This window comes from Rhizobium sp. BK112, from assembly GCF_014193215.1.
GTDB classification, from domain to species: Bacteria; Pseudomonadota; Alphaproteobacteria; order Rhizobiales; family Rhizobiaceae; genus Rhizobium; species Rhizobium anhuiense.
On sequence record NZ_JACHYZ010000007.1, the window covers coordinates 294,197 to 311,958 of the forward strand.

The window sequence follows — 17,762 nt, forward strand, 5'->3', positions numbered from 1 at the left end:
CCTCTCTCTGAACACACACGACCCGGAGCTCCCATGACGTCAGCCGTCCGCTTCCAGCAGGTATCTCGCCATTTCGGCCAGGTTCGCGCCGTCGACGGCGTCGATCTCGAGATCGCGCCCGGCGAATTCTTCGCCATGCTCGGACCTTCCGGCTCCGGCAAGACGACCTGCCTGAGATTGATCGCCGGCTTCGAACAGCCGACATCGGGCCATATCCAGATCTTCGGCGAGACGGCCGACGGCGTTCCGCCCTATCGCCGCAACGTCAACACCGTATTCCAGGACTACGCGCTTTTTCCGCACCTCAATATCCTCGACAATGTTGCCTATGGGCTGATGGTCAAGGGTATCGGCAAGGCGGAGCGGATGAAGGCGGCGGGCGATGCTCTGGAACTCGTCAAGCTGCCGGGCTACGGCGCCCGCCGCCCCGGTCAGCTGTCCGGTGGCCAGCGGCAGCGCGTGGCGCTCGCCCGCGCGCTGGTCAACAAGCCGAAAGTGCTGCTGCTCGACGAGCCGCTCGGCGCGCTGGACCTGAAGCTGCGCGAGCAGATGCAGGAGGAATTGAAGAGCCTGCAGCGCGCGCTCGGCATCACCTTCGTTTTCGTCACCCACGATCAGGGCGAGGCGCTGTCGATGGCCGATCGCGTCGCCGTCTTCAACGATGGCAATATTGTCCAGCAAGGCACGCCGCAGGATATCTATCGCTGCCCGAAGACCCGCTTCGTCGCCGATTTCGTCGGCTCCTCGAACGTCATCGCGCCTGATCTCATGGCCTTGCTCGGCGGTGAGAAACGCTGGGCGAGCCTGCGTCCCGAGGCGATCCGGCTGACAGGCGACGGCGTCGAGGCGAAAGTCGAAAACGCAAGTTTCCTCGGCGCAGCCACGCGTCTCAGCGTCGACCTCAAGGGCAGCCGGCTGCATGTCATGCTGCCGGCAGGCACGCCGGTGCCGGATGTCGGAGCGAGCATCCACCTCGCCTGGCAGCCGGCCGATATCCACTATATGGACGATGCGGCATGACGGCACTCACCATGTCAGGCGGCAAGACATCGATCCTTCCGGGGCGCGGCGGCTTCTTCGGCCAATTGTCGGATGCCTTCTGGCGGCACCCGAAGCTGCTGCTCTTGCTGATGCTGACGCCGCCGCTGCTCTGGCTGGGGATCATCTATATCGGCTCGCTGATCGCCCTGCTTCTGCAGAGCTTCTTCTCGATCGACGATTTCTCCGGCCTGGTGAATTACGAATTCACCCTCTCGACCTATGCCCAGCTGCTGAATCCTGCGAATTTCGACATCATCATCCGCACCGTCGTCATGGCGGCGCTGGTCACCGTCGCTTCCGCCCTGATCGCCTTTCCGATCGCCTATTACGCGGCGCGTTATGCGCAAGGCAAATGGAAGGCGCTCTTCTATCTCGGCGTCATGCTGCCGCTCTGGTCGAGCTATCTCGTCAAGATCTACGCCTGGAAGCTGATCCTCGCCAAGGAAGGCATCCTCACCTGGATCTTTGAGAGGCTCCATCTCTCCTGGCTGCTCGACGCCGTCCTGAATCTGCCCGTCATCGGCGGCAATTCGCTGTCGGTGAGCTACCTCGGCACCTTCATCGTCTTCGTCTATATCTGGCTTCCCTATATGATCCTGCCGACGCAGGCGGCCCTGGAGCGCGTGCCCGGCAACCTGATCGAGGCCTCGGCGGATCTCGGTGCCACGCCGCGCCAGACCTTCCGCACCGTGCTGCTGCCGTTGGCGCTGCCCGGCATCGTCGCCGGCTCGATCTTCACCTTCTCGCTGACATTGGGCGATTACATCATCCCGCAGATCATCGGCTCGTCCAGGCTGTTCATCGGCCAGGCGGTCTATGCCCAGCAGGGAACGGCCGGCAATGTGCCGCTGGCGGCAGCCTTCTCCGTCGTGCCGATCGTCATCATGGCGCTCTACCTGTCGCTCGCCAAGAAGATGGGGGCCTTCGATGCGCTCTGACCTCAAGACATCGCCGCTGGCTTTGAAGATCGCCGCAGCCGTCGGACTGCTCTTCCTGCATCTGCCGATCCTGTTGATCTTCGTCTATGCCTTCACGACCGAGGAAAAAAGCTATCAGTGGCCACCGCCGGGACTGACCCTGCAATGGTTCCCCGTTGCCTGGAACCGGCCGGATGTCTGGTCGGCGCTCAGCCTCTCCGTACAGGTCGCCGTCATCGCCACGGCGATCGCGCTGGTGCTCGGCACGCTCTGTGCGGCCGCCGTCAGCCAGACGAAATTCTTCGGCCGCGAGGCGATTTCGCTGCTGGTCATCCTGCCGATCGCCCTTCCCGGCATCATCACCGGCATTGCGCTGCGCTCCGCCTTCAGCCTGTTCGACATCCCGTTTTCGGTCTGGACCATCGTGCTCGGCCACGCCACTTTCTGCGTGGTCGTCGTCTACAACAATGCCGTCGCCCGCTTCCGCCGCACCTCCGGCTCGCTGATCGAAGCCTCAATGGATCTCGGCGCCGACGGCTTCCAGACCTTCCGCCATGTCATCCTGCCGAATATCGGCACCGCTCTTCTTGCCGGCGGCATGCTTGCCTTCGCCCTGTCTTTCGACGAGGTCATCGTCACCACCTTCACCGGCGGCCAGCAATCGACCTTGCCGATCTGGATGCTCGAAGAACTCATCCGCCCGCGCCAGCGCCCGGTCACCAACGTGGTCGCCATGGTCGTGGTGCTCGTCACCTTCCTGCCGATCCTGGCAGCCTACTACCTCACCCGCGACGGCGACCAGATCGCCGGCGCCGGCAAATAACAGGGAGAACATCATGGATACCCAAATGCTGATCGGTTCCCGCTTCGAAAAAGGCACGGAGACGGAAGAGCACATCCTGAACCCGAAGACGGGCGAGACGGTGATCGACCTTCCCGAAGCCTCGCTTTCCCAGATCGACGCCGCCGTCGACGCTGCTGAAAAGGCCTTCGCACGCTGGTCGCAGACGACGCCGGGCGAGCGTTCCGGCTACCTGCTGAAGATCGCCGACGCCATCGAGAAGGATGCGGTCGGCTTCGCGACTCTGGAAGCGCTGAACTGCGGCAAGCCGATCAATGCGGTGCTGAACGACGAAATCCCGGCGATCGTCGATTGTTATCGCTTCTTCGCCGGCGCCGTGCGCAACCTGCACGGCCCGGCCGCCGGCGAATATCTGCCTGGCCACACCTCGATGATCCGCCGCGATCCGATCGGCATCGTCGGCTCCATCGCGCCATGGAACTATCCGCTGATGATGATGGCCTGGAAGCTGGCGCCGGCGATCGCCGGCGGCAACACCGTCGTCTTCAAACCATCGGAACAGACGCCGCTGACGTCGCTGAAAATGGCGAAACTGCTCTCCGAAATCCTTCCCGAAGGTGTCGTCAACGTCATCCTCGGGCGCGGCGAAAGCGTCGGCAACGCCCTGATCAACCATGCCAAGATCGGCATGGTCTCGATAACAGGCGATGTCGCCACCGGCAAGAAGGTGCTGCAGGCCGCCGCCAAGACGGTCAAGCGCACCCATCTGGAACTCGGCGGCAAGGCGCCGGTCATCGTCTTCGACGACGCCGATATCGATGCCGTCGTCGCCGGCATCCGCACTTTCGGCTATTACAACGCCGGTCAGGACTGTACCGCGGCCTGCCGCATCTATGCCGACGCCAGGATCTACGACAATTTCGTCGCCGATCTCTCCTCAGCCGTCGGAAGCATCCGCTTCAACCAGGCCGACGATACCGAAAATGAGATCGGGCCGCTGATCTCCAGGCGCCAGCGCGACCGTGTCGAAAGCTTCGTCGCCCGCGCTTCCGAACACAAGCATATGGAGATCACCACTGGCGGCAAGGTTTCCGGCGACAAAGGCTTCTTCTTCGCCCCGACCGTCATAGCAGGCGCCTTGCAAGACGACGAGATCGTCCGCCGCGAAGTCTTCGGCCCGGTCGTCTCGGTCACCCGCTTCTCCGATGCCGACGATGCCGTTGCCTGGGCAAACGACAGCGATTACGGCCTCGCCTCCTCCGTCTGGACGAGGGATATCGGCCGCGGCATGAAGACCGCCGCCCGCCTGCAATATGGCTGCACCTGGATCAACACCCATTTCATGCTGGTCAACGAGATGCCGCATGGCGGCCTCAAACAGTCGGGCTACGGCAAGGACATGTCGGTCTACGCGCTGGAGGACTACACCGCCGTGCGCCACGTGATGATCAATCACGGCTGATCGGGAGAAGGCAAGGATACGAAATTCGACGTTACACCCATCAGCAGCACCGGGAGGGGCAGGCCGAAGATCAGCGCCTTCCATACCGACGATCTGGAACATTTTCCCGGTTGCTGCGTCTTCCCAGGCAAAACGCAAAGGATGACGCCATGCTGAAATGGGCTCTCATATTTTTCGTGATTTCGATCATCGCCGGCTTCTTCGGTTTTTCCGGCGTATCGGCAGCAACCGCGACGATCGCCCGCGTTCTTTTTGGCATCGCGCTGGTGATCTTCCTGATTTTCCTCGTCCTTGCGCTGATGGCCGGCCAGGCGATCTTGTGAGCGGAAACGCAGCGGCAATGAGCGTGGACGTAGAACATGTCCACGCTCATTGACCCAACCGGCTATTTCAACTCCGCAAGGAGCGCGTCGGCGCCTTTCCGGACGCCAACCATCGAGGCATCCATCGCCGTGAAGCTTGCACCGATATTCATCGCATTCGGATATTGCTTGGTGACATAGGAAGACAGGAGACGATTGCTCGCAGCATCATAGATCTCCACGGCATAGTTCACCGAACCGGTCATCGAGCCTTCTCGGCCGCGCGCCGCCTGGACGGTGTTGTACAATCCGCCGGCGACGTCGATGCGCGTGACCGTTCCGAGCACCGCAGTTGTTGCCTTCGCGCCCGTCAGCGTCAGATGCAATCTGAGCGTTGCCGGAGCAGGCGTGCTGACGACGGCAAAGCGTGTCTTCAATTTTTCCGTGAATTGCTGCTGCATGTAATTGGCGAGGAAAATCCTGTCCTTTTCGGAAACCTTGCCGAACTGATTGTCAGGGCCGTTATAGACCGTAACGGGATCTACGATGATCCTGTTGTACTGGCTCCAGTTGGCATTCGTCTGATAGCGATATGGCACGCGGCCGGTCTTATCCTCAATGTTCGGTCGAAGCTGTGATGCCGAAGCAAGTCCGGAATACACCGTCGGGTCAGGGGTCGTGCATGCGGCAACGCCCAAGCAGGCGAGCATCAGTGCGGCGCCGATTTTCAAATTTTTTATCAATGGCTTGGCTCCAGCTTTGGAAATGCCGAACGGCATCTGCTGGCACCGGTTTTATGGAATTCGGATGTTGCTGTGTTTGTTATGATATGCGGAAATGTTCGCAAACCCTCTTTGCGACCAACCAGCGCGACGCGACGCATGACCACGCCGTCGGTCGGCCGGCAGTCAGTGTGATGAAGGGATCGACGGCGAGCCTTCGGGCTGGATCACCTGACGAGCGGGCAGATCGATCACGACGACCAGGCCGCGTGGTTTTCCGTCCAACAACGTCAATTGTCCGTTATGCGCTTTGGTGACGATCCCTTGGGCGATCGGAAGACCAAGCCCAAGCCCGGAACCGCCTGCGGCGGCGATCTGCCGCGATTTGTCCCCCTTGAAGAATGGCTCCAGAACCTTCGCCTTGAGCTCGTCCGTCAGACCGGGACCATTGTCCCTCACCTCTATCCGGATCCCGCCATCGTCACGGCCTTGCAACTCGATTTCGACCTGCGTTGCATAACGGGACGCGTTTTCGACCAGATTGGTCATCGCGCGGGTCAGCGCCTGAGGTTTGCAGACAAACGCCAGTCGCCGCGGACCGGTGAACCGCACATCGACGCCGGTGTCGGAGAAATCGGTCGTAATCGTCTGCAGCAGGCTTGAGATATCGACCTTTCGATCGACCGCCCTCACCGATGGATCTTTGAAATAGGCCAGGCACTCGTCGATCATGAAATTCAAAGTGGCGATATCGGCGAGCATCAGGCTGCGAAGTTCCGGCTCTGAGGAACGCTCGGCACGCATCCGCAATCTCGTCAGCGGTGTCCTGAGATCATGACCCACGCCGCTCAGCACTCTTGTTCGATCCTCCGCCATGCTCTGGATGCGATCGCTCATGACGTTGAGCGATTCCGCCAGGCTTCGGATCTCGGCTGCGCCATCCGGTTCGAAAGGCTTTTCCAGGCTGCCTTCCATGCTCGCGCGTTTGGCAGCGGCAGCAAAGCGCCTCAGAGGTTCGGTAATAAGCCGGCTGCTGAAATATGCGAGCAGCACCAACGGAATGACGATTTTCAAAAATCCGCTTGCAGCTGCCGGAACGAACCACAGATAGCTGGGAAAAACCGGCAGTTGAAAGATGAGAGCACGCCTGTCGTCAATTCCGACAGTCAGCACGTCTGGATGCGATTGACCCATGACGAAACGATGAAATGCCGCGAAAATATTGTCGGCGAGCAGCGCGTCGATGCGCGCCACGATCTCGCTTGCAGCTACCATCGGCTGTTTGCCGGCAAGCGGCTGATCCAGGGACAATTTTTCGACCCCAACGCCGAGTGCCGCTGCTCTCTTGAGAACCGCGGCTTCGTCCTCGACTGACCTTGCCTGCGCAAATTGCTCGGCGACCATCGCCGCCCTGCCGGCAAACAGGCCGTTTTGAAAGCCGCGATCATGACGGCCGTAGATATAGGGCTCCATCGCGGTCGCCACGACGGAAACCAGCACGACAAGGAAGGTCGCCAATATGAGGATCTGGCTCTGGATCGAAGCGCGCCGGAAATTTCTCACGAGAGCCGCTCTACCTTGGATGCGAAAAGATAGCCCCCCAAGCGCACCGTCTTGATGAACGTCGGGTCTTTCAGATTTGGCTCTATCTTTTGCCTGACCCGGCTGATGTGGGCGTCGATGCTGCGTTCCACCGGCCCTGCCGACCCTGCATGTGTCATCGACAAAAGCTGTTCGCGCGTCAAAACCTTATTGGGATTGCAGCAGAATGCCAGGAGGATATCGAACTCCGCGGTTGTCAGGGAAACCTGCGCGCCGTCCGCGTCGAGAAGTTGACGGCTTTTCGGATCGATGCGCCATCCCGAAAACGTCATGGGCCCAAGCGTTTCCTCGTGATGGTGCGCATATGACGATCTGCGGAGAATGCTCTTGATCCGGGCCAGCAGCTCGCGTGAGTTGAATGGTTTCGTGACATAGTCGTCAGCACCGAGCTCCAGGCCGAGAATGCGGTCGATATCCTCCTGGAGCGCCGTCAGCATCAGGATCGGCACCGAGCGCGAAGCGCGAAGCCGCCTGCAGATGCTGAAGCCGTCCTCCCCCGGCAACATCGCATCGAGGACGATGAGATCGAATTGCTGTCGCGCCATCATTCGGTCCATGGCCGCGCCGCTCTCCACCGACGAGGCTTCGAAGCCGCTGGTCCGGACGAGGTCCACCAGCATATCGGCGATCGCGGAATCGTCTTCGACGATGAGGATATGAGCCTGATTGGGAACTGCCATTTCATATGCCATCGTCATTTGCTCTCTTGCCAGGAGTCCTGTCGGCGCGAAATTATCACGTTTCCGCCTTTATCAATCAGGCGGCCTCATCCGCCATCGATCACGGTGGTTAAAATCTCCAATGTCGTGTCGCCAGGCATTTTTCTCCGTACGATATCAGCTGCCACACCGATACGGCTCCGCCTTATCAGGTCTCGTGCAATGCTATGTTCGATAATGTTGCGAAATGTTGCGAACAGGGATGCCAACGTCGCCGACACGGCGCCCGGTATCAAAACTGCCTTTCGGGATCGCCACTGACTTTCACATGGTCATCTCGGATTGTGCTGTCGATGATAACCGTGGCGACGAAACAGACGCGGATGACCAGCAGACAAAAGAATAACAGCGAGAGGCTCGCCGTCGCATAGTGCTTCAACGCGGAACGCTTGGGGAGCCGGGCGGTGAGTTTATGAAGGGCGTTTCTGGCGAGACGACCGATCGCCACGAGCAGAAACAGTGCCGTAATGATGTACCCGCTTGCCGAGGCCGCCCCCAATAACTGGAACATCAAAAGACACCCGCACCAAGTGAAGACTTCGCGTTTTGGAATGACGCCTTCAAACCGACGAAACCCGATGGAACGACGCCGATGAGATCCGTCCGCAAGGCGCGTGATCGGCCGGCAAGGCGGGGCCGGATGGTCCGGATCCAGGCCCAGCGAAGTCCGGTTCTGCGACGGGAATTCGGCCACCGCTAGTCGGCTCGCTCTGCGCGGGGCGAGGCGCGGCGACTTAGAAGCAGAGATGTGGCGGCACGCCACCGGGATGCCTTCGCCGCGGCTGCAATCACCGTCTCATTGAGAGTTGGCGTTCTTTGGACCGCAGCAATCCTGGCTGTCTTTGACTCCGTGAGCGCCGCGATCCTTCTCAGAAAGGCATCGCTGTCGAATTCTTTCGAGGAAGGAACCGACTTTGCTGTCGGCTGGATGGCATGGAAAAACACCTCCAGATTGATGACTGGTATCGGCTTGATGTTTCGCACCAGGTCGATATCCGCCCGCATCGTTACCGCCAGACAATATCGGTCCGAGCGCAAAGCGTCGAAGAGCTCCGGTATGGAAGATACAGCCGTCGCGGCATATCCGTTCTCATTCAGCTTCGAGACGATACCGCAGGCAGCGCCTTTGCCGAGAAAGACGAGAATTGGCTTTTGCTGGTTGCTTTGCACTGATGACATCACTGGCATACTCCTGACCTGTCGCCAGAAGTTTAGCCCGCATCGGCGCTGCTGTTTGTTCGGTTTTATTCGGTTTTATTGCGCCGCGAAGCGCCCGCGAAGTTCAGGCAAGCGCGGCGGACCTCGCTATTTACGACAACGCTGCCCTGAGCCAGGGATGCATCGAGGCCCTCTTTCTGAGCAGCCTGTCGATCGATATCGATCCCGCGCCGGAAGCCGAAAGCACGAACATGCCGCCGGCAATCGCCAGGTCCTTCTCGAAATGCAGCAACTCGTTCTGGCTTGCGAAATTCGTATGGAAGAGCAAGGCGGTCGCCAGGCAGAAGAGCGCCAGCGCCAGTGCGCCAAGCCGGGTGAGGAAACCTGCCGCGACGGAAAGGCCGGCGCCGATCTGAAGGGCGATGGTAGCAAGTGCCATCGGCGTCGACAGCCCCAGTTTTGCGAAAGTGTCGATGGTCGCAGTGAGATCTGCCGCAAGGGACCAGCCCTCATGCAGAAAGATCAGCGCCAGCAGAAACCTGCCGAGGAGCAGAACGAAATCGGCCGGTCGGGACCGGCTTGAGGCGCTTTCCATCATAGCCTCCGGTTTGAAGAGCAGGCGGCGCGGCCCGCTCATGCCTTCGGCTCCTCAGATCCTCGCAGCCGCTCTGGCAAGATGCATTATAGCAGGCTTGCCCCGACATTGATCGCCAGCGCCAGGATCGTCGTATTGAAGAGGAACGACAGCACGGCATGCAACAGCGTCAGCTTGCGCATGCTGGTCGAACTGACCGCGACATCCGCGGTCTGTGCGGCAACGCCGATGGTGAAGGAGAAATAGAGGAAATCCCAGTAGCCGGGCTCTTCGATCCCATCGGGAAATTTGAGCCCGCCCTCCTCGTCCGCCCCGCCGTAGAAATAATGGGCATAGTGGATGGTGAAGAGCGTATGCAGGAAGAACCAGGAGATCAGGATCGTCAAAATCGCCGCACTTGCCCGTGCCAGCGCGACGTCAGGTGCCGCCTCCTTGATCGAATGAAGCTCGATGCCGATGCCGGCGATGCTGGCAAGTGCGGCACCGATCGAAAGGGCCAAGAGCACGGTATCGGAGAAATCAAGATCCGCGGAGCGTTTTCGGATGCTGTCAACCGTCGCCCGCAGCATCTTGCGCCAGCTCAGCGCGACAAAAACGCCAGCGCTGACATTCCAGCCGAACAGGATATTGCCGGCGCTGACCTCGCGCGAGGTCACAGCCAGGAAGACCGCCAGTCCAGCAAGAGTGGCGATGATGAAGCTCGCATGCTTGTAGACAAATGCCGCAAGCGAATTCGTCCTTTCCTCATCCGCCATATCGGTCTCCGACAGCATATGCCCTTGATAACAGCACGAAAAAGGCGCGCCTGCCAGCCGGCAGCCGCGCCTCCGATTGCATGCCGTGCCGATCAGGCGGCGGCGAGCTGCAGTTCCTTCTGCACCATGGTCCGCAACGTCCCCAGATCCTTGGCGAAGGCGCGAATGCCTTCGGCGAGTTTTTCCGTCGCCATCGCATCTTCGTTCATCAGCCAGCGGAAGGTCTTCTCGTCGACGGTGATCTTCGCAGCCGGCTTGATGATCTCGGGCGAAAGCTTGCGCTCGAGCTTGCCTTCGTCCTTGGAGAGTTCGTCGAGCAGGTTCGGAGCGATCGTCAGGCGGTCGCAACCGGCCAGCGCTTCGATTTCGCCAGCGCTGCGGAACGAAGCACCCATGACGATCGTCTTGATGTCGTTGGCCTTGTAATAATTGTAAATGTCGCGAACCGAAATGACGCCCGGGTCTTCCTCAGGCGTGTAATCCTTGCCCGTCGACTTCTTGTACCAGTCGAGGATACGGCCGACGAAGGGCGAGATCAGGAACACCTTGGCGTCGGCGCAGGCAACGGCCTGTGCCTTCGAGAAGAGAAGCGTCAGATTGCAATCGATGCCTTCCTTCTGCAGCACTTCGGCAGCGCGTATGCCTTCCCAGGTGGAGGCGAGCTTGATCAGGATGCGATCCTTCTCGATGCCGCGTTCCTTGTACCCGGCGATGATGCTGTGAGCCTTGTCGATCGAAGCTTGTGTATCGAAAGAAAGGTCGGCATCGACTTCGGTCGATACGCGTCCCGGAACAAGCTTGGAAAGCGCAGCGCCGACGGAGATGGCGAGGCGATCAGCGACGGCGGATGAAACGGCTTCGGGATTGCCGCCTTGCTTCTTGCCCCAGGCGACGGCTTCCTTGATGGCGTCGGCGAACATGGGCGTGCCGAGTGCCTTCAGCACGATGCTCGGGTTCGTCGTGCAATCAACCGGCTTCAGGCGGGCGACGGCCTCGATGTCGCCGGTATCGGCGACGACGGTGGTAATCTCGCGAAGTTGGTCAAGCTTGGATGTCATGGTCAATAATCCTTGTTGAACTTGGGCTGCGACCGGCGCGAGTTCCGCCCGGCAAAGGTGATCTACCGGCAGGTTGTTTGCATGCTGCAGGCGAAAATGCGCGCATCCGTCACGGATGATTTATAAACGTGAAGGACAGTCGCCGTGTTCCAGCCGCCAACGAACGACGGCTCGAACGCAAGCGATGCCGCCTGCGGCTGGAAGGCCGGTCGTGACTTTCGGCATGCCCGCACTATGTCCTCCTCGACGGACAAGAACGACTTGTGTCACCCGGACTATCGCCACTCACCCAAGGAAAAGTCAAGGACATTTGTGCATTTCAATTGACATAAGTGTCACACCCGTCATTATCCCCCAACAAAAGCGTCGTTACGGCCCTTCATCCCATGGGGGATTGAGGGCGGGCATCCTGCGGAGGAGATGTGGTCAAGCTCAAACGCGGCACGCACACGGCCTATTCCGAAGCATCCTCGCTGCGGCTGAGGGCGGCATGGCTCTATTATAACGAGGGCCTCACCCAGAAAGACGTGGCCGAACAGCTCGGCATCAGCCGCACCACCGTGATCCGCCTGCTCGACGAGGCGATGAAACGCAGCGAAGTCCAGATCTGGATCAACGATTCGATCGGCGATTGCGTTGAACTTTCGGTGAAGCTGGAGCGCGCCTACGGCCTCGACGAGGCGATCGTCGTACCCGCACCGATCAGCTGTGATGTGAATTCGCTGGCGAAAAATGTCGGCCTGGCGCTTGGCCAGTTCCTCTCCGAAGCCATTCCCGACGACTATACGATCGGCGTCGGCTGGGGCCGCACCATGACCGCCTCGCTGTCAAGCTTCCGGCCGCCGCGCCGCACCAATTGCAAGGTCGTGTCGCTGCTTGGCGGCATCGTCGCCGTGCACCAGACCAACCCGATCGACTACACATGGCGGCTGGCAAATCAGCTCGGCGCCGAATGCTACATGTTCCTGGCGCCGCTTCTCGTCGATTCCATCGAGACCAAGCGCAATCTGATCGAAAAATGCGGGCTGGACACGATCTATCGTCTCGCCGAGAACCTCGATCTGGCGATCGTCAGCTGCGGCGATATCGGCCCGCATTCGACCTCACTGTCGGAGGGCTGGATCTCCAAGGCCGAGTTGCAGGAACTGATCGATGCTGGCTGCGTCTGCGACACCATGTTCAACTTCCTCGACAAGGACGGCAATTCGGTCGACCACTCGATCAATCGGCGCGTCATGTCCGTCGATCTCGACACGCTGAAGGAGGCCAAACATATCGTGCTCTCTTCCGGCGGCGCTCATCGGGCCGTGGCGATCCGCGCCACGATCAAGCGCATTGGCTGCAATACGCTGATCACCGACGAAAGGGCTGCGCGGGCATTGCTGGAACTGGCGGAGACATCGCCGTCCGCGCCTTCTCCCCAGTGGGGAGAAGCGCAGGAGCGATAGCGAGCGGAGCAAGATGAACGGGTCGGGGGTTGAACGGCCCGCCGCTCCGCCCGGGAAGCCATCAGGCGTGCGCCGATTCCCAGCCGAGCATCGCCCGTTTGCGGGTGAGGCCCCAATGGTAGCCCGTCAATGCGCCGTTCTTGCCGAGCGCCCGATGGCATGGCACCACGAAGGAGATCGGGTTAGCCCCCACCGCCGCACCGACGGCGCGCTGCGCCGTCGGCCGGCCGATATCGTTGGCGATATCGGAATAGGTCACGGCCTTGCCGAACGGGATCTTCAGCAGGCTCTGCCAGACGCGCACCTGGAAGTCCGTGCCGATCAGCACGACGCGCAGCGGCTGCTCCGAGGACCATTTGCCGGGTTCGAAGATGCGGGCCGCATAGGGAACCGTCGCCTGCAGGTCTTCGACATAAGAGGCGTTCGGCCAGCGGCAGGTCATATCCTCGAGGCAGGCCTTCTCGTCGCCGGAATCGCTGAAGGCGAGGCCGGCAAGGCCGCGGTCGGTCGCCATGATCAGCGCGACACCGAAGGGGCAGATGTGGAAGCCGTAGCGGATGGTGAGGCCGCCACCCTTGGCCTTCCATTCGCCGGGCGACATCGCCTCATGGGTGACGAAAAGGTCGTGCAGGCGGCTCGGCCCGGAGAGGCCGACCTCGATCGACGTCTCGAGCAACGGCATGTCTTCGCTACGCAGCAGCCGCTTGGCATGGTCGAGCGTCACCGCCTGCAGGAAGCCCTTGGGCGACAGGCCGGCCCAGCGGGTGAAGGTCTTCTGCAGCTGGGTCGGCGACTGGTTGAGCCGCGCCGCGATCGCCTCCAGCGAAGGCTGATCGCGGTAATCCTCGGTGATGAGTTCGATTACCCGACGGACAATGTCATAATCAGGGCCGTCAGGCGTGATGTCTGTCTGAAGGTTGGCAATCATATTCATCGTCTTTCTCCTTGTCACAAGGAGATAGTCAATAGGGGGTGAGCAAACCACCCGATTCTTGCGCATCCGCCGGATAGTCTCAGATCCGCTGCTTGACCGTCGCGAGTGCGCCCTTGAAGGCCTTGGCGAAGCTTTCCCGATCGTCGGGATTGAGGAAGGATCCGATATCCGTGCGCCGCCCCTCGCCGAAGATATGCATGGAGAGGATGCCGATCTCCTGGTGCCGGCGAACGAGGAAACGCGCCCAGAACGGATTGAAATGATGCTCCACCATCCGTCCCGATGGTGCAAACTTGCGCACCGACACGTCCATGCGCGACACCGTCACCTGTTCGCGCGCTTTCCCGGAGCGGTAATTCAGCCAGAAGGCGCCGTACAAAAGCACGAAATCCAGTCCGAAGAAGAAGCCGATCGGCCAGGCGCCTGTCACGACGAAGAACATGCCGTAGAGGAAGCAGACGGCGCCGGACAAAGCAAGCAGCACCTTGAAGCCCCGACGGCCAAGTGACCGGTGGGGAAAGAGCTCGGCGGCGAAAACAGGCTGCTCGTTGGAGCTGTCGGCGTTGCTTTCCATCATGGCTGCTGAGTATAGAGTTTCCATGGCAAATCCGAAACTCAAATCCGTTACCAAGATGCCTCAGGGTGCGAATGTGATCGCCCGCCGCAAACCGGCGGCAGCGGTGCGCACGGTCTATTCACTGGCCGAGCGCGAGGAGATCTTCCGCCGCTTCTCCGTTCAGCGGCCGGAACCGAGAGGCGAGCTCGAACACACCAACGCCTTCACACTCGTCGTCGCCGTGGCACTTTCGGCGCAGGCGACCGATGTCGGCGTCAACAAGGCGACACGCGCGCTCTTCAGGATTGCCGATACGCCGGAAAAGATGCTCGATCTCGGCGAGGAACGGCTGCGCGACTATATCAGGACGATCGGCCTCTATCGCAACAAGGCGAAAAACGTCATCGCGCTCTCACAGATGCTGGTCGAGCAATTCGGCGGCAAGGTGCCTGAGACGCGCGAGGAGTTGGTCAGATTGCCGGGCGTCGGCCGCAAGACCGCCAATGTCGTGCTTTCCATGGCCTTCGGCCAGGCGACGATGGCCGTCGATACGCACATCTTCCGCATCGCCAACCGCATCAGGCTCGCCCCCGGCAAGACGCCCGATGAGGTCGAGGCACGGCTGATGAAGGTGATCCCGAAACATTACCTCTATCACGCCCATCACTGGCTGATCCTGCACGGCCGCTACACCTGCAAGGCGCGCCGCCCCGAATGCGAACGCTGTATCATCGCCGATCTCTGTAAGTCGCCGGAGAAGAGTTCGGATATACCGGCGGCGCTGGTCACGCTACCGCCGCAGGTGATCGGCGAGGCCGTCGAGTAGAACAGCGATCGCCTGCTCGTATTCCCGCCTTTCCCCACCCGCCTCGATCGCGATCGCCGCGCGGTCAAAGGCTGCCGATAGCAGCAAGGTCAGCGGTGCGAGCATAGCACCGGCTTGCGGAAGCATGGCTGCAAGCCCTGCCCGCAGCGTCGCTTCCGCATTTTCTGCGTCGATCGTCGCGGTCGCCGGCAGGCCGAGAACGGCAGGCGCCTCGATCAGCAGCAGCCGTGTGCGCCCTTCTGCCATCATCGCGTCGAAATAGGCCGAGGCACCGGCGATCAGCGCGGCACGCGGCGCGTCGTGCGACGCCGAATGCGCCTCGATCGTCCCGGCCACTGCGCGCGCCTCGCATTCGATCACCGCGCGAAAAAGCGCCTTCTTGTCTTCAAAATGATGATAGAGCGCGCCTCGCGTCACACCCGCCGCCGCCACGATCTCCGGCGTCGCGGTCTCGGCATAACCCTTCTCGACGAAAAGACGCCGACCGGCATCGATCAGCGCCTGCCTCGTCTGTTCCGTTCTCTCGCGATTGCTGCGGCTCATGCGTTTTCTTTACATACAAACAGAATGTATGCTAATGGAAAAACATACAGAATGCATGTAAATGGAAAGATGGAGGAAAAAGATGAAATCGACGAGCTATTATCCTGTCATCATGACTGGCGATGTCGCCGGCACTGCCAGCTTCTATTGCAGGCATTTCGGCTTCAAGGCGCTGTTCGAAAGCGACTGGTACGTTCACTTGCAATCGATAGAGAAAGAGCATATCGCGCTTGCCATCCTTGACGGCAGCCACGAAACCATCCCGGCCATGGCCCGCGGCAGGGTGTCCGGCCTGCTCCTTAATTTCGAGGTCGCCGACGTCGATGCGATCTATGCCGCCTGCCGGAGCGCCGGCCTGCCTATACTGAGAGAGATCCGTGACGAGGATTTCGGCCAGCGGCATTTCATCACCGCAGATCCGAACGGCGTCCTGATCGACATCATCAAGCCGATCCCGCCGAGCGCCGAATTCGCGGCGATGTACGACACCGCCGCCCTGCCCGGCTGAGCCTCAGGGGTGGTGCAACGCGACATCCCTGGCGGAAACCAGCTTGTGCAGATGCACCATCATGCCGGCGGCAAAGAGCGGCGTCAGAAGATTGACGAAGGGGATCGCCAGGAAAAGGGCGATCACCAGCCCGCCGAGAAAGACGGTGGAAGCATGCTTGGCGCGGAAGAGCCGTGCCTCCTCAGGCGAACGGAATCGCATGGCGGCGAATTCGAAGAATTCCCGTCCGAGCAGATAGCCGTTCACCAGAAAGAACGCGACCAGATTGACCCCGGGGATGAACAGCAGCAGCAAGGCGACGGTATTGCCGAGGATCACCACGCCGAGGAACTTGATCGAGCTTGCCATCGCCGGACCGAGCGGCATGGCGGTGCCCGGCGCATCCCCGGGATAGTCGCGTTTTTCGATGACGTCGGCGACATCGTCGAGAAACAGGCCGGCGATCAGCGCCGTGACCGGCGAAAGCAACAGCGCCAGCATCAGGGCGAGGCCGATACCGGCAAGGATCGCGAAGACGAAAGCGAACCACCCCGCCCAATCCGGCACATCGGGAAAGAAGCTCGTGAGCCATGGAAAGAGAAAGGCCACGAAGGCCCCGCGCAGCGCAAACCAGAGGCCGACGAGCACGAGAATCGTCAGGCCGAGCACCTTCCAGAAGACCGAGCGCGTTTCCGCCGCGAAGAGATTGGTGAGCGATAGTCGAGCGGCGTCAAGAATCATGTCTCAGGCGTCTCCGGTTGCGCGCAAGATGTAGGAAAGGTGGGGGTCGCCGACAAGAGAATAAAATTACATGCAGTAATAGAAAACTTGTCGAAAACTAAATACTAATATAATATTGTGACGTATATGAAATACGCACGGGCCTGAGAAGCAGCTTCCGAAATAGTTGCAAAGACAAGGGGTCGCAACAGCGCATCCACGGAACGCCTCTGAGGGAAGACGGGGAGGCCGATGTGGAAGACTTTGTGCAAAAACTCAGGCAATACGCAAAAAACGGCACACCAGCCGAACGCCGTATCGCGAAATATTTCACCGAACACCTGAATGACCTGCCGTTCGAGACAGCTGCATCCGTCGCTGACAGGCTGGATCTCTCGCCGATGACCGTCGGCCGGTTCCTGCGCGCGCTCGGCTATCAAGGGTTGGACAGCGTCAAGGTCGAGATTCGCGAGACCGTGACCACATCGCCGGCGCAATTGCAGAGCGCCATGAGCGAGCTGCATCAGGACGCCGCGGAGGGCAAACCGCTCGCCGTGCTGGTTGCCGAACAGATCCAGGCGCTCCATCATATCTATCATCTGACGGCGCAGCCGCATTGGTCAGAAGCCGTCGGCTTGATCAGCACGGCCCGAGAAGTATCAATCGCCACGCATGCGCGGCTCGCGAGCCTCGCCAATCATTTCTGCCAGCGGCTGACACAGGCCCGCGACGGCGTGCGCACGCTCGACGCCGCCGACAACCGTTTTGCCGAGCTCTTCGCCCGGCTGGCGGTCGATGACGCGCTGCTTGTCATTATCGACTGTCGCCGCTTCGCCAAGGCGCGACTGCTGGCCAGGACGGCGCGGCGCTACGGCTATAAGGTCGTGCTCATTTCGCCGCAACAGGCGGACTGGATGGCGGACCAGTCGAACGTCATGCTGCCCTTGCCGCCAGCGCGCGCGCCCGATCTCGACAACCTTCCGCCGCTGATCGCCCTGCTCGATTGCCTGTCGGAATCCGTTATCCTCGAAGTCGGAGAAGAAGCGGCCCTTCGCCGTCGCCGCATGATGGAATTCGCGACCGTGCTCGGCGAGGCCGCAAACCACTGACGTCCT

21 protein-coding genes are annotated in these 17,762 nt (G+C 60.6%); 9 read left to right on the plus strand and 12 right to left on the minus strand.

The features are described from left to right. Positions 1-33: 33 nt before the first annotated feature. From FHT75_RS20880 to FHT75_RS20900, 5 genes are all read left to right on the plus strand, one after another. A complete protein-coding gene (locus tag FHT75_RS20880; protein WP_063475285.1) occupies positions 34-1,020 on the plus strand; it encodes an ABC transporter ATP-binding protein in 987 nt (328 codons plus the stop codon). Continuing rightward, entirely contained in the window at positions 1,017-1,979 is a 963-nt protein-coding gene (locus FHT75_RS20885) for an ABC transporter permease (protein WP_063475284.1), read from the plus strand. The genes FHT75_RS20880 and FHT75_RS20885 overlap by 4 nt, the downstream gene beginning before the upstream one ends. Then, positions 1,969-2,781 (plus strand): ABC transporter permease, encoded by an 813-nt coding sequence (locus tag FHT75_RS20890; RefSeq protein WP_063475283.1) that lies wholly within the window; start codon positions 1,969-1,971, stop codon positions 2,779-2,781. The genes FHT75_RS20885 and FHT75_RS20890 overlap by 11 nt, the downstream gene beginning before the upstream one ends. Before the next feature lie 13 nt (positions 2,782-2,794). Then, positions 2,795-4,222 (plus strand): gamma-aminobutyraldehyde dehydrogenase, encoded by a 1,428-nt coding sequence (locus tag FHT75_RS20895; protein WP_063475282.1) that lies wholly within the window; start codon positions 2,795-2,797, stop codon positions 4,220-4,222. Positions 4,223-4,371: 149 nt separating this feature from the next. Beyond that, the gene (locus FHT75_RS20900) at positions 4,372-4,545 is read left to right on the plus strand and encodes a DUF1328 domain-containing protein (protein WP_003552965.1); all 174 of its coding nucleotides are present in this window, start codon (positions 4,372-4,374) and stop codon (positions 4,543-4,545) included. Between the two features lie 62 nt (positions 4,546-4,607). On the opposite strand, the gene FHT75_RS20905 is transcribed toward FHT75_RS20900, so the two are convergent. The 8 genes from FHT75_RS20905 to tal all read right to left on the minus strand — a co-directional run bounded on the left by FHT75_RS20905 (position 4,608) and on the right by tal (position 11,133). Further along, positions 4,608-5,267: a DUF3313 domain-containing protein gene (locus tag FHT75_RS20905; protein WP_088930353.1), complete on the minus strand. Its 660-nt coding sequence runs from the start codon at positions 5,265-5,267 to the stop codon at positions 4,608-4,610. A gap of 165 nt (positions 5,268-5,432) precedes the next feature. After that, positions 5,433-6,809 (minus strand): ATP-binding protein, encoded by a 1,377-nt coding sequence (locus FHT75_RS20910; RefSeq protein WP_063475280.1) that lies wholly within the window; start codon positions 6,807-6,809, stop codon positions 5,433-5,435. Beyond that, positions 6,806-7,546, minus strand: coding sequence for a response regulator (locus FHT75_RS20915; protein ID WP_063475279.1), 741 nt, complete (start codon positions 7,544-7,546; stop codon positions 6,806-6,808). The genes FHT75_RS20910 and FHT75_RS20915 overlap by 4 nt, the downstream gene beginning before the upstream one ends. Before the next feature lie 253 nt (positions 7,547-7,799). Beyond that, on the minus strand, positions 7,800-8,261 hold the full coding sequence (locus tag FHT75_RS35935) for a hypothetical protein (protein WP_244604805.1): 462 nt from the start codon (positions 8,259-8,261) through the stop codon (positions 7,800-7,802). Positions 8,262-8,263: 2 nt separating this feature from the next. Continuing rightward, positions 8,264-8,755: a hypothetical protein gene (locus FHT75_RS20925; RefSeq protein ID WP_063475278.1), complete on the minus strand. Its 492-nt coding sequence runs from the start codon at positions 8,753-8,755 to the stop codon at positions 8,264-8,266. 121 nt (positions 8,756-8,876) lie between these two features. Then, positions 8,877-9,323 (minus strand): DoxX family protein, encoded by a 447-nt coding sequence (locus tag FHT75_RS20930; RefSeq protein WP_047616603.1) that lies wholly within the window; start codon positions 9,321-9,323, stop codon positions 8,877-8,879. Between the two features lie 83 nt (positions 9,324-9,406). Beyond that, on the minus strand, positions 9,407-10,075 hold the full coding sequence (locus FHT75_RS20935; RefSeq protein ID WP_047616601.1) for a DUF1345 domain-containing protein: 669 nt from the start codon (positions 10,073-10,075) through the stop codon (positions 9,407-9,409). 92 nt (positions 10,076-10,167) lie between these two features. Continuing rightward, on the minus strand, positions 10,168-11,133 hold the full coding sequence (gene tal, locus FHT75_RS20940) for a transaldolase (RefSeq protein WP_047616243.1): 966 nt from the start codon (positions 11,131-11,133) through the stop codon (positions 10,168-10,170). Between the two features lie 422 nt (positions 11,134-11,555). On the opposite strand from tal, the gene FHT75_RS20945 reads away from it, so the two are divergent. Further along, positions 11,556-12,581, plus strand: a complete 1,026-nt coding sequence (locus tag FHT75_RS20945) for a sugar-binding transcriptional regulator (RefSeq protein ID WP_063475277.1) — start codon at positions 11,556-11,558, stop codon at positions 12,579-12,581. 61 nt (positions 12,582-12,642) lie between these two features. Here the strand turns inward: FHT75_RS20945 and FHT75_RS20950 are convergent, their stop codons facing one another. Both FHT75_RS20950 and FHT75_RS20955 read right to left on the minus strand, forming a co-directional pair. Then, on the minus strand, positions 12,643-13,515 hold the full coding sequence (locus FHT75_RS20950) for a methylated-DNA--[protein]-cysteine S-methyltransferase (protein ID WP_063475276.1): 873 nt from the start codon (positions 13,513-13,515) through the stop codon (positions 12,643-12,645). 79 nt (positions 13,516-13,594) lie between these two features. Further along, positions 13,595-14,092, minus strand: a complete 498-nt coding sequence (locus FHT75_RS20955; protein ID WP_047616676.1) for a DUF2244 domain-containing protein — start codon at positions 14,090-14,092, stop codon at positions 13,595-13,597. Between FHT75_RS20955 and nth the strand changes: the two genes are divergently transcribed. Continuing rightward, the gene (gene nth / locus FHT75_RS20960; RefSeq protein WP_174824461.1) at positions 14,091-14,897 is read left to right on the plus strand and encodes an endonuclease III; all 807 of its coding nucleotides are present in this window, start codon (positions 14,091-14,093) and stop codon (positions 14,895-14,897) included. The genes FHT75_RS20955 and nth overlap by 2 nt on opposite strands. Here nth and FHT75_RS20965 read toward each other — a convergent pair. After that, positions 14,862-15,440, minus strand: a complete 579-nt coding sequence (locus FHT75_RS20965) for a TetR family transcriptional regulator (RefSeq protein WP_047616671.1) — start codon at positions 15,438-15,440, stop codon at positions 14,862-14,864. The genes nth and FHT75_RS20965 overlap by 36 nt on opposite strands. An 82-nt stretch (positions 15,441-15,522) precedes the next feature. On the opposite strand from FHT75_RS20965, the gene FHT75_RS20970 reads away from it, so the two are divergent. Beyond that, entirely contained in the window at positions 15,523-15,948 is a 426-nt protein-coding gene (locus FHT75_RS20970; RefSeq protein ID WP_063475275.1) for a VOC family protein, read from the plus strand. Between the two features lie 3 nt (positions 15,949-15,951). Here the strand turns inward: FHT75_RS20970 and FHT75_RS20975 are convergent, their stop codons facing one another. After that, positions 15,952-16,668 carry a sulfate transporter family protein gene (locus FHT75_RS20975; protein ID WP_063475274.1) on the minus strand — a complete coding sequence of 239 codons (717 nt, stop codon included), beginning with the start codon at positions 16,666-16,668 and terminating at the stop codon, positions 15,952-15,954. A 233-nt stretch (positions 16,669-16,901) separates the two neighbouring features. Between FHT75_RS20975 and FHT75_RS20980 the strand changes: the two genes are divergently transcribed. Next, complete coding sequence (locus FHT75_RS20980; protein WP_047616230.1) at positions 16,902-17,756, plus strand: MurR/RpiR family transcriptional regulator; 855 nt, start codon at positions 16,902-16,904, stop codon at positions 17,754-17,756. Positions 17,757-17,762 lie beyond the last annotated feature (6 nt).

What these genes read in the sequence shown, in the direction of transcription:
- FHT75_RS20880 (WP_063475285.1), top strand. Translation starts at nt 34, where the DNA reads ATGACGTCAGCCGTCCGCTTCCAGCAGGTATCTCGCCATTTCGGCCAG.
- FHT75_RS20950 (WP_063475276.1), bottom strand. Translation starts at nt 13,515, where the DNA reads ATGAATATGATTGCCAACCTTCAGACAGACATCACGCCTGACGGCCCT.
- FHT75_RS20965 (WP_047616671.1), bottom strand. Translation starts at nt 15,440, where the DNA reads ATGAGCCGCAGCAATCGCGAGAGAACGGAACAGACGAGGCAGGCGCTG.
- FHT75_RS20915 (WP_063475279.1), bottom strand. Translation starts at nt 7,546, where the DNA reads ATGACGATGGCATATGAAATGGCAGTTCCCAATCAGGCTCATATCCTC.
- FHT75_RS20935 (WP_047616601.1), bottom strand. Translation starts at nt 10,075, where the DNA reads ATGGCGGATGAGGAAAGGACGAATTCGCTTGCGGCATTTGTCTACAAG.
- FHT75_RS20890 (WP_063475283.1), top strand. Translation starts at nt 1,969, where the DNA reads ATGCGCTCTGACCTCAAGACATCGCCGCTGGCTTTGAAGATCGCCGCA.
- FHT75_RS20975 (WP_063475274.1), bottom strand. Translation starts at nt 16,668, where the DNA reads ATGATTCTTGACGCCGCTCGACTATCGCTCACCAATCTCTTCGCGGCG.
- FHT75_RS20970 (WP_063475275.1), top strand. Translation starts at nt 15,523, where the DNA reads ATGAAATCGACGAGCTATTATCCTGTCATCATGACTGGCGATGTCGCC.
- FHT75_RS20900 (WP_003552965.1), top strand. Translation starts at nt 4,372, where the DNA reads ATGCTGAAATGGGCTCTCATATTTTTCGTGATTTCGATCATCGCCGGC.
- FHT75_RS20930 (WP_047616603.1), bottom strand. Translation starts at nt 9,323, where the DNA reads ATGATGGAAAGCGCCTCAAGCCGGTCCCGACCGGCCGATTTCGTTCTG.
- FHT75_RS20925 (WP_063475278.1), bottom strand. Translation starts at nt 8,755, where the DNA reads ATGCCAGTGATGTCATCAGTGCAAAGCAACCAGCAAAAGCCAATTCTC.
- tal (WP_047616243.1), bottom strand. Translation starts at nt 11,133, where the DNA reads ATGACATCCAAGCTTGACCAACTTCGCGAGATTACCACCGTCGTCGCC.
- FHT75_RS20955 (WP_047616676.1), bottom strand. Translation starts at nt 14,092, where the DNA reads ATGATGGAAAGCAACGCCGACAGCTCCAACGAGCAGCCTGTTTTCGCC.
- nth (WP_174824461.1), top strand. Translation starts at nt 14,091, where the DNA reads ATGGCTGCTGAGTATAGAGTTTCCATGGCAAATCCGAAACTCAAATCC.
- FHT75_RS20895 (WP_063475282.1), top strand. Translation starts at nt 2,795, where the DNA reads ATGGATACCCAAATGCTGATCGGTTCCCGCTTCGAAAAAGGCACGGAG.
- FHT75_RS20885 (WP_063475284.1), top strand. Translation starts at nt 1,017, where the DNA reads ATGACGGCACTCACCATGTCAGGCGGCAAGACATCGATCCTTCCGGGG.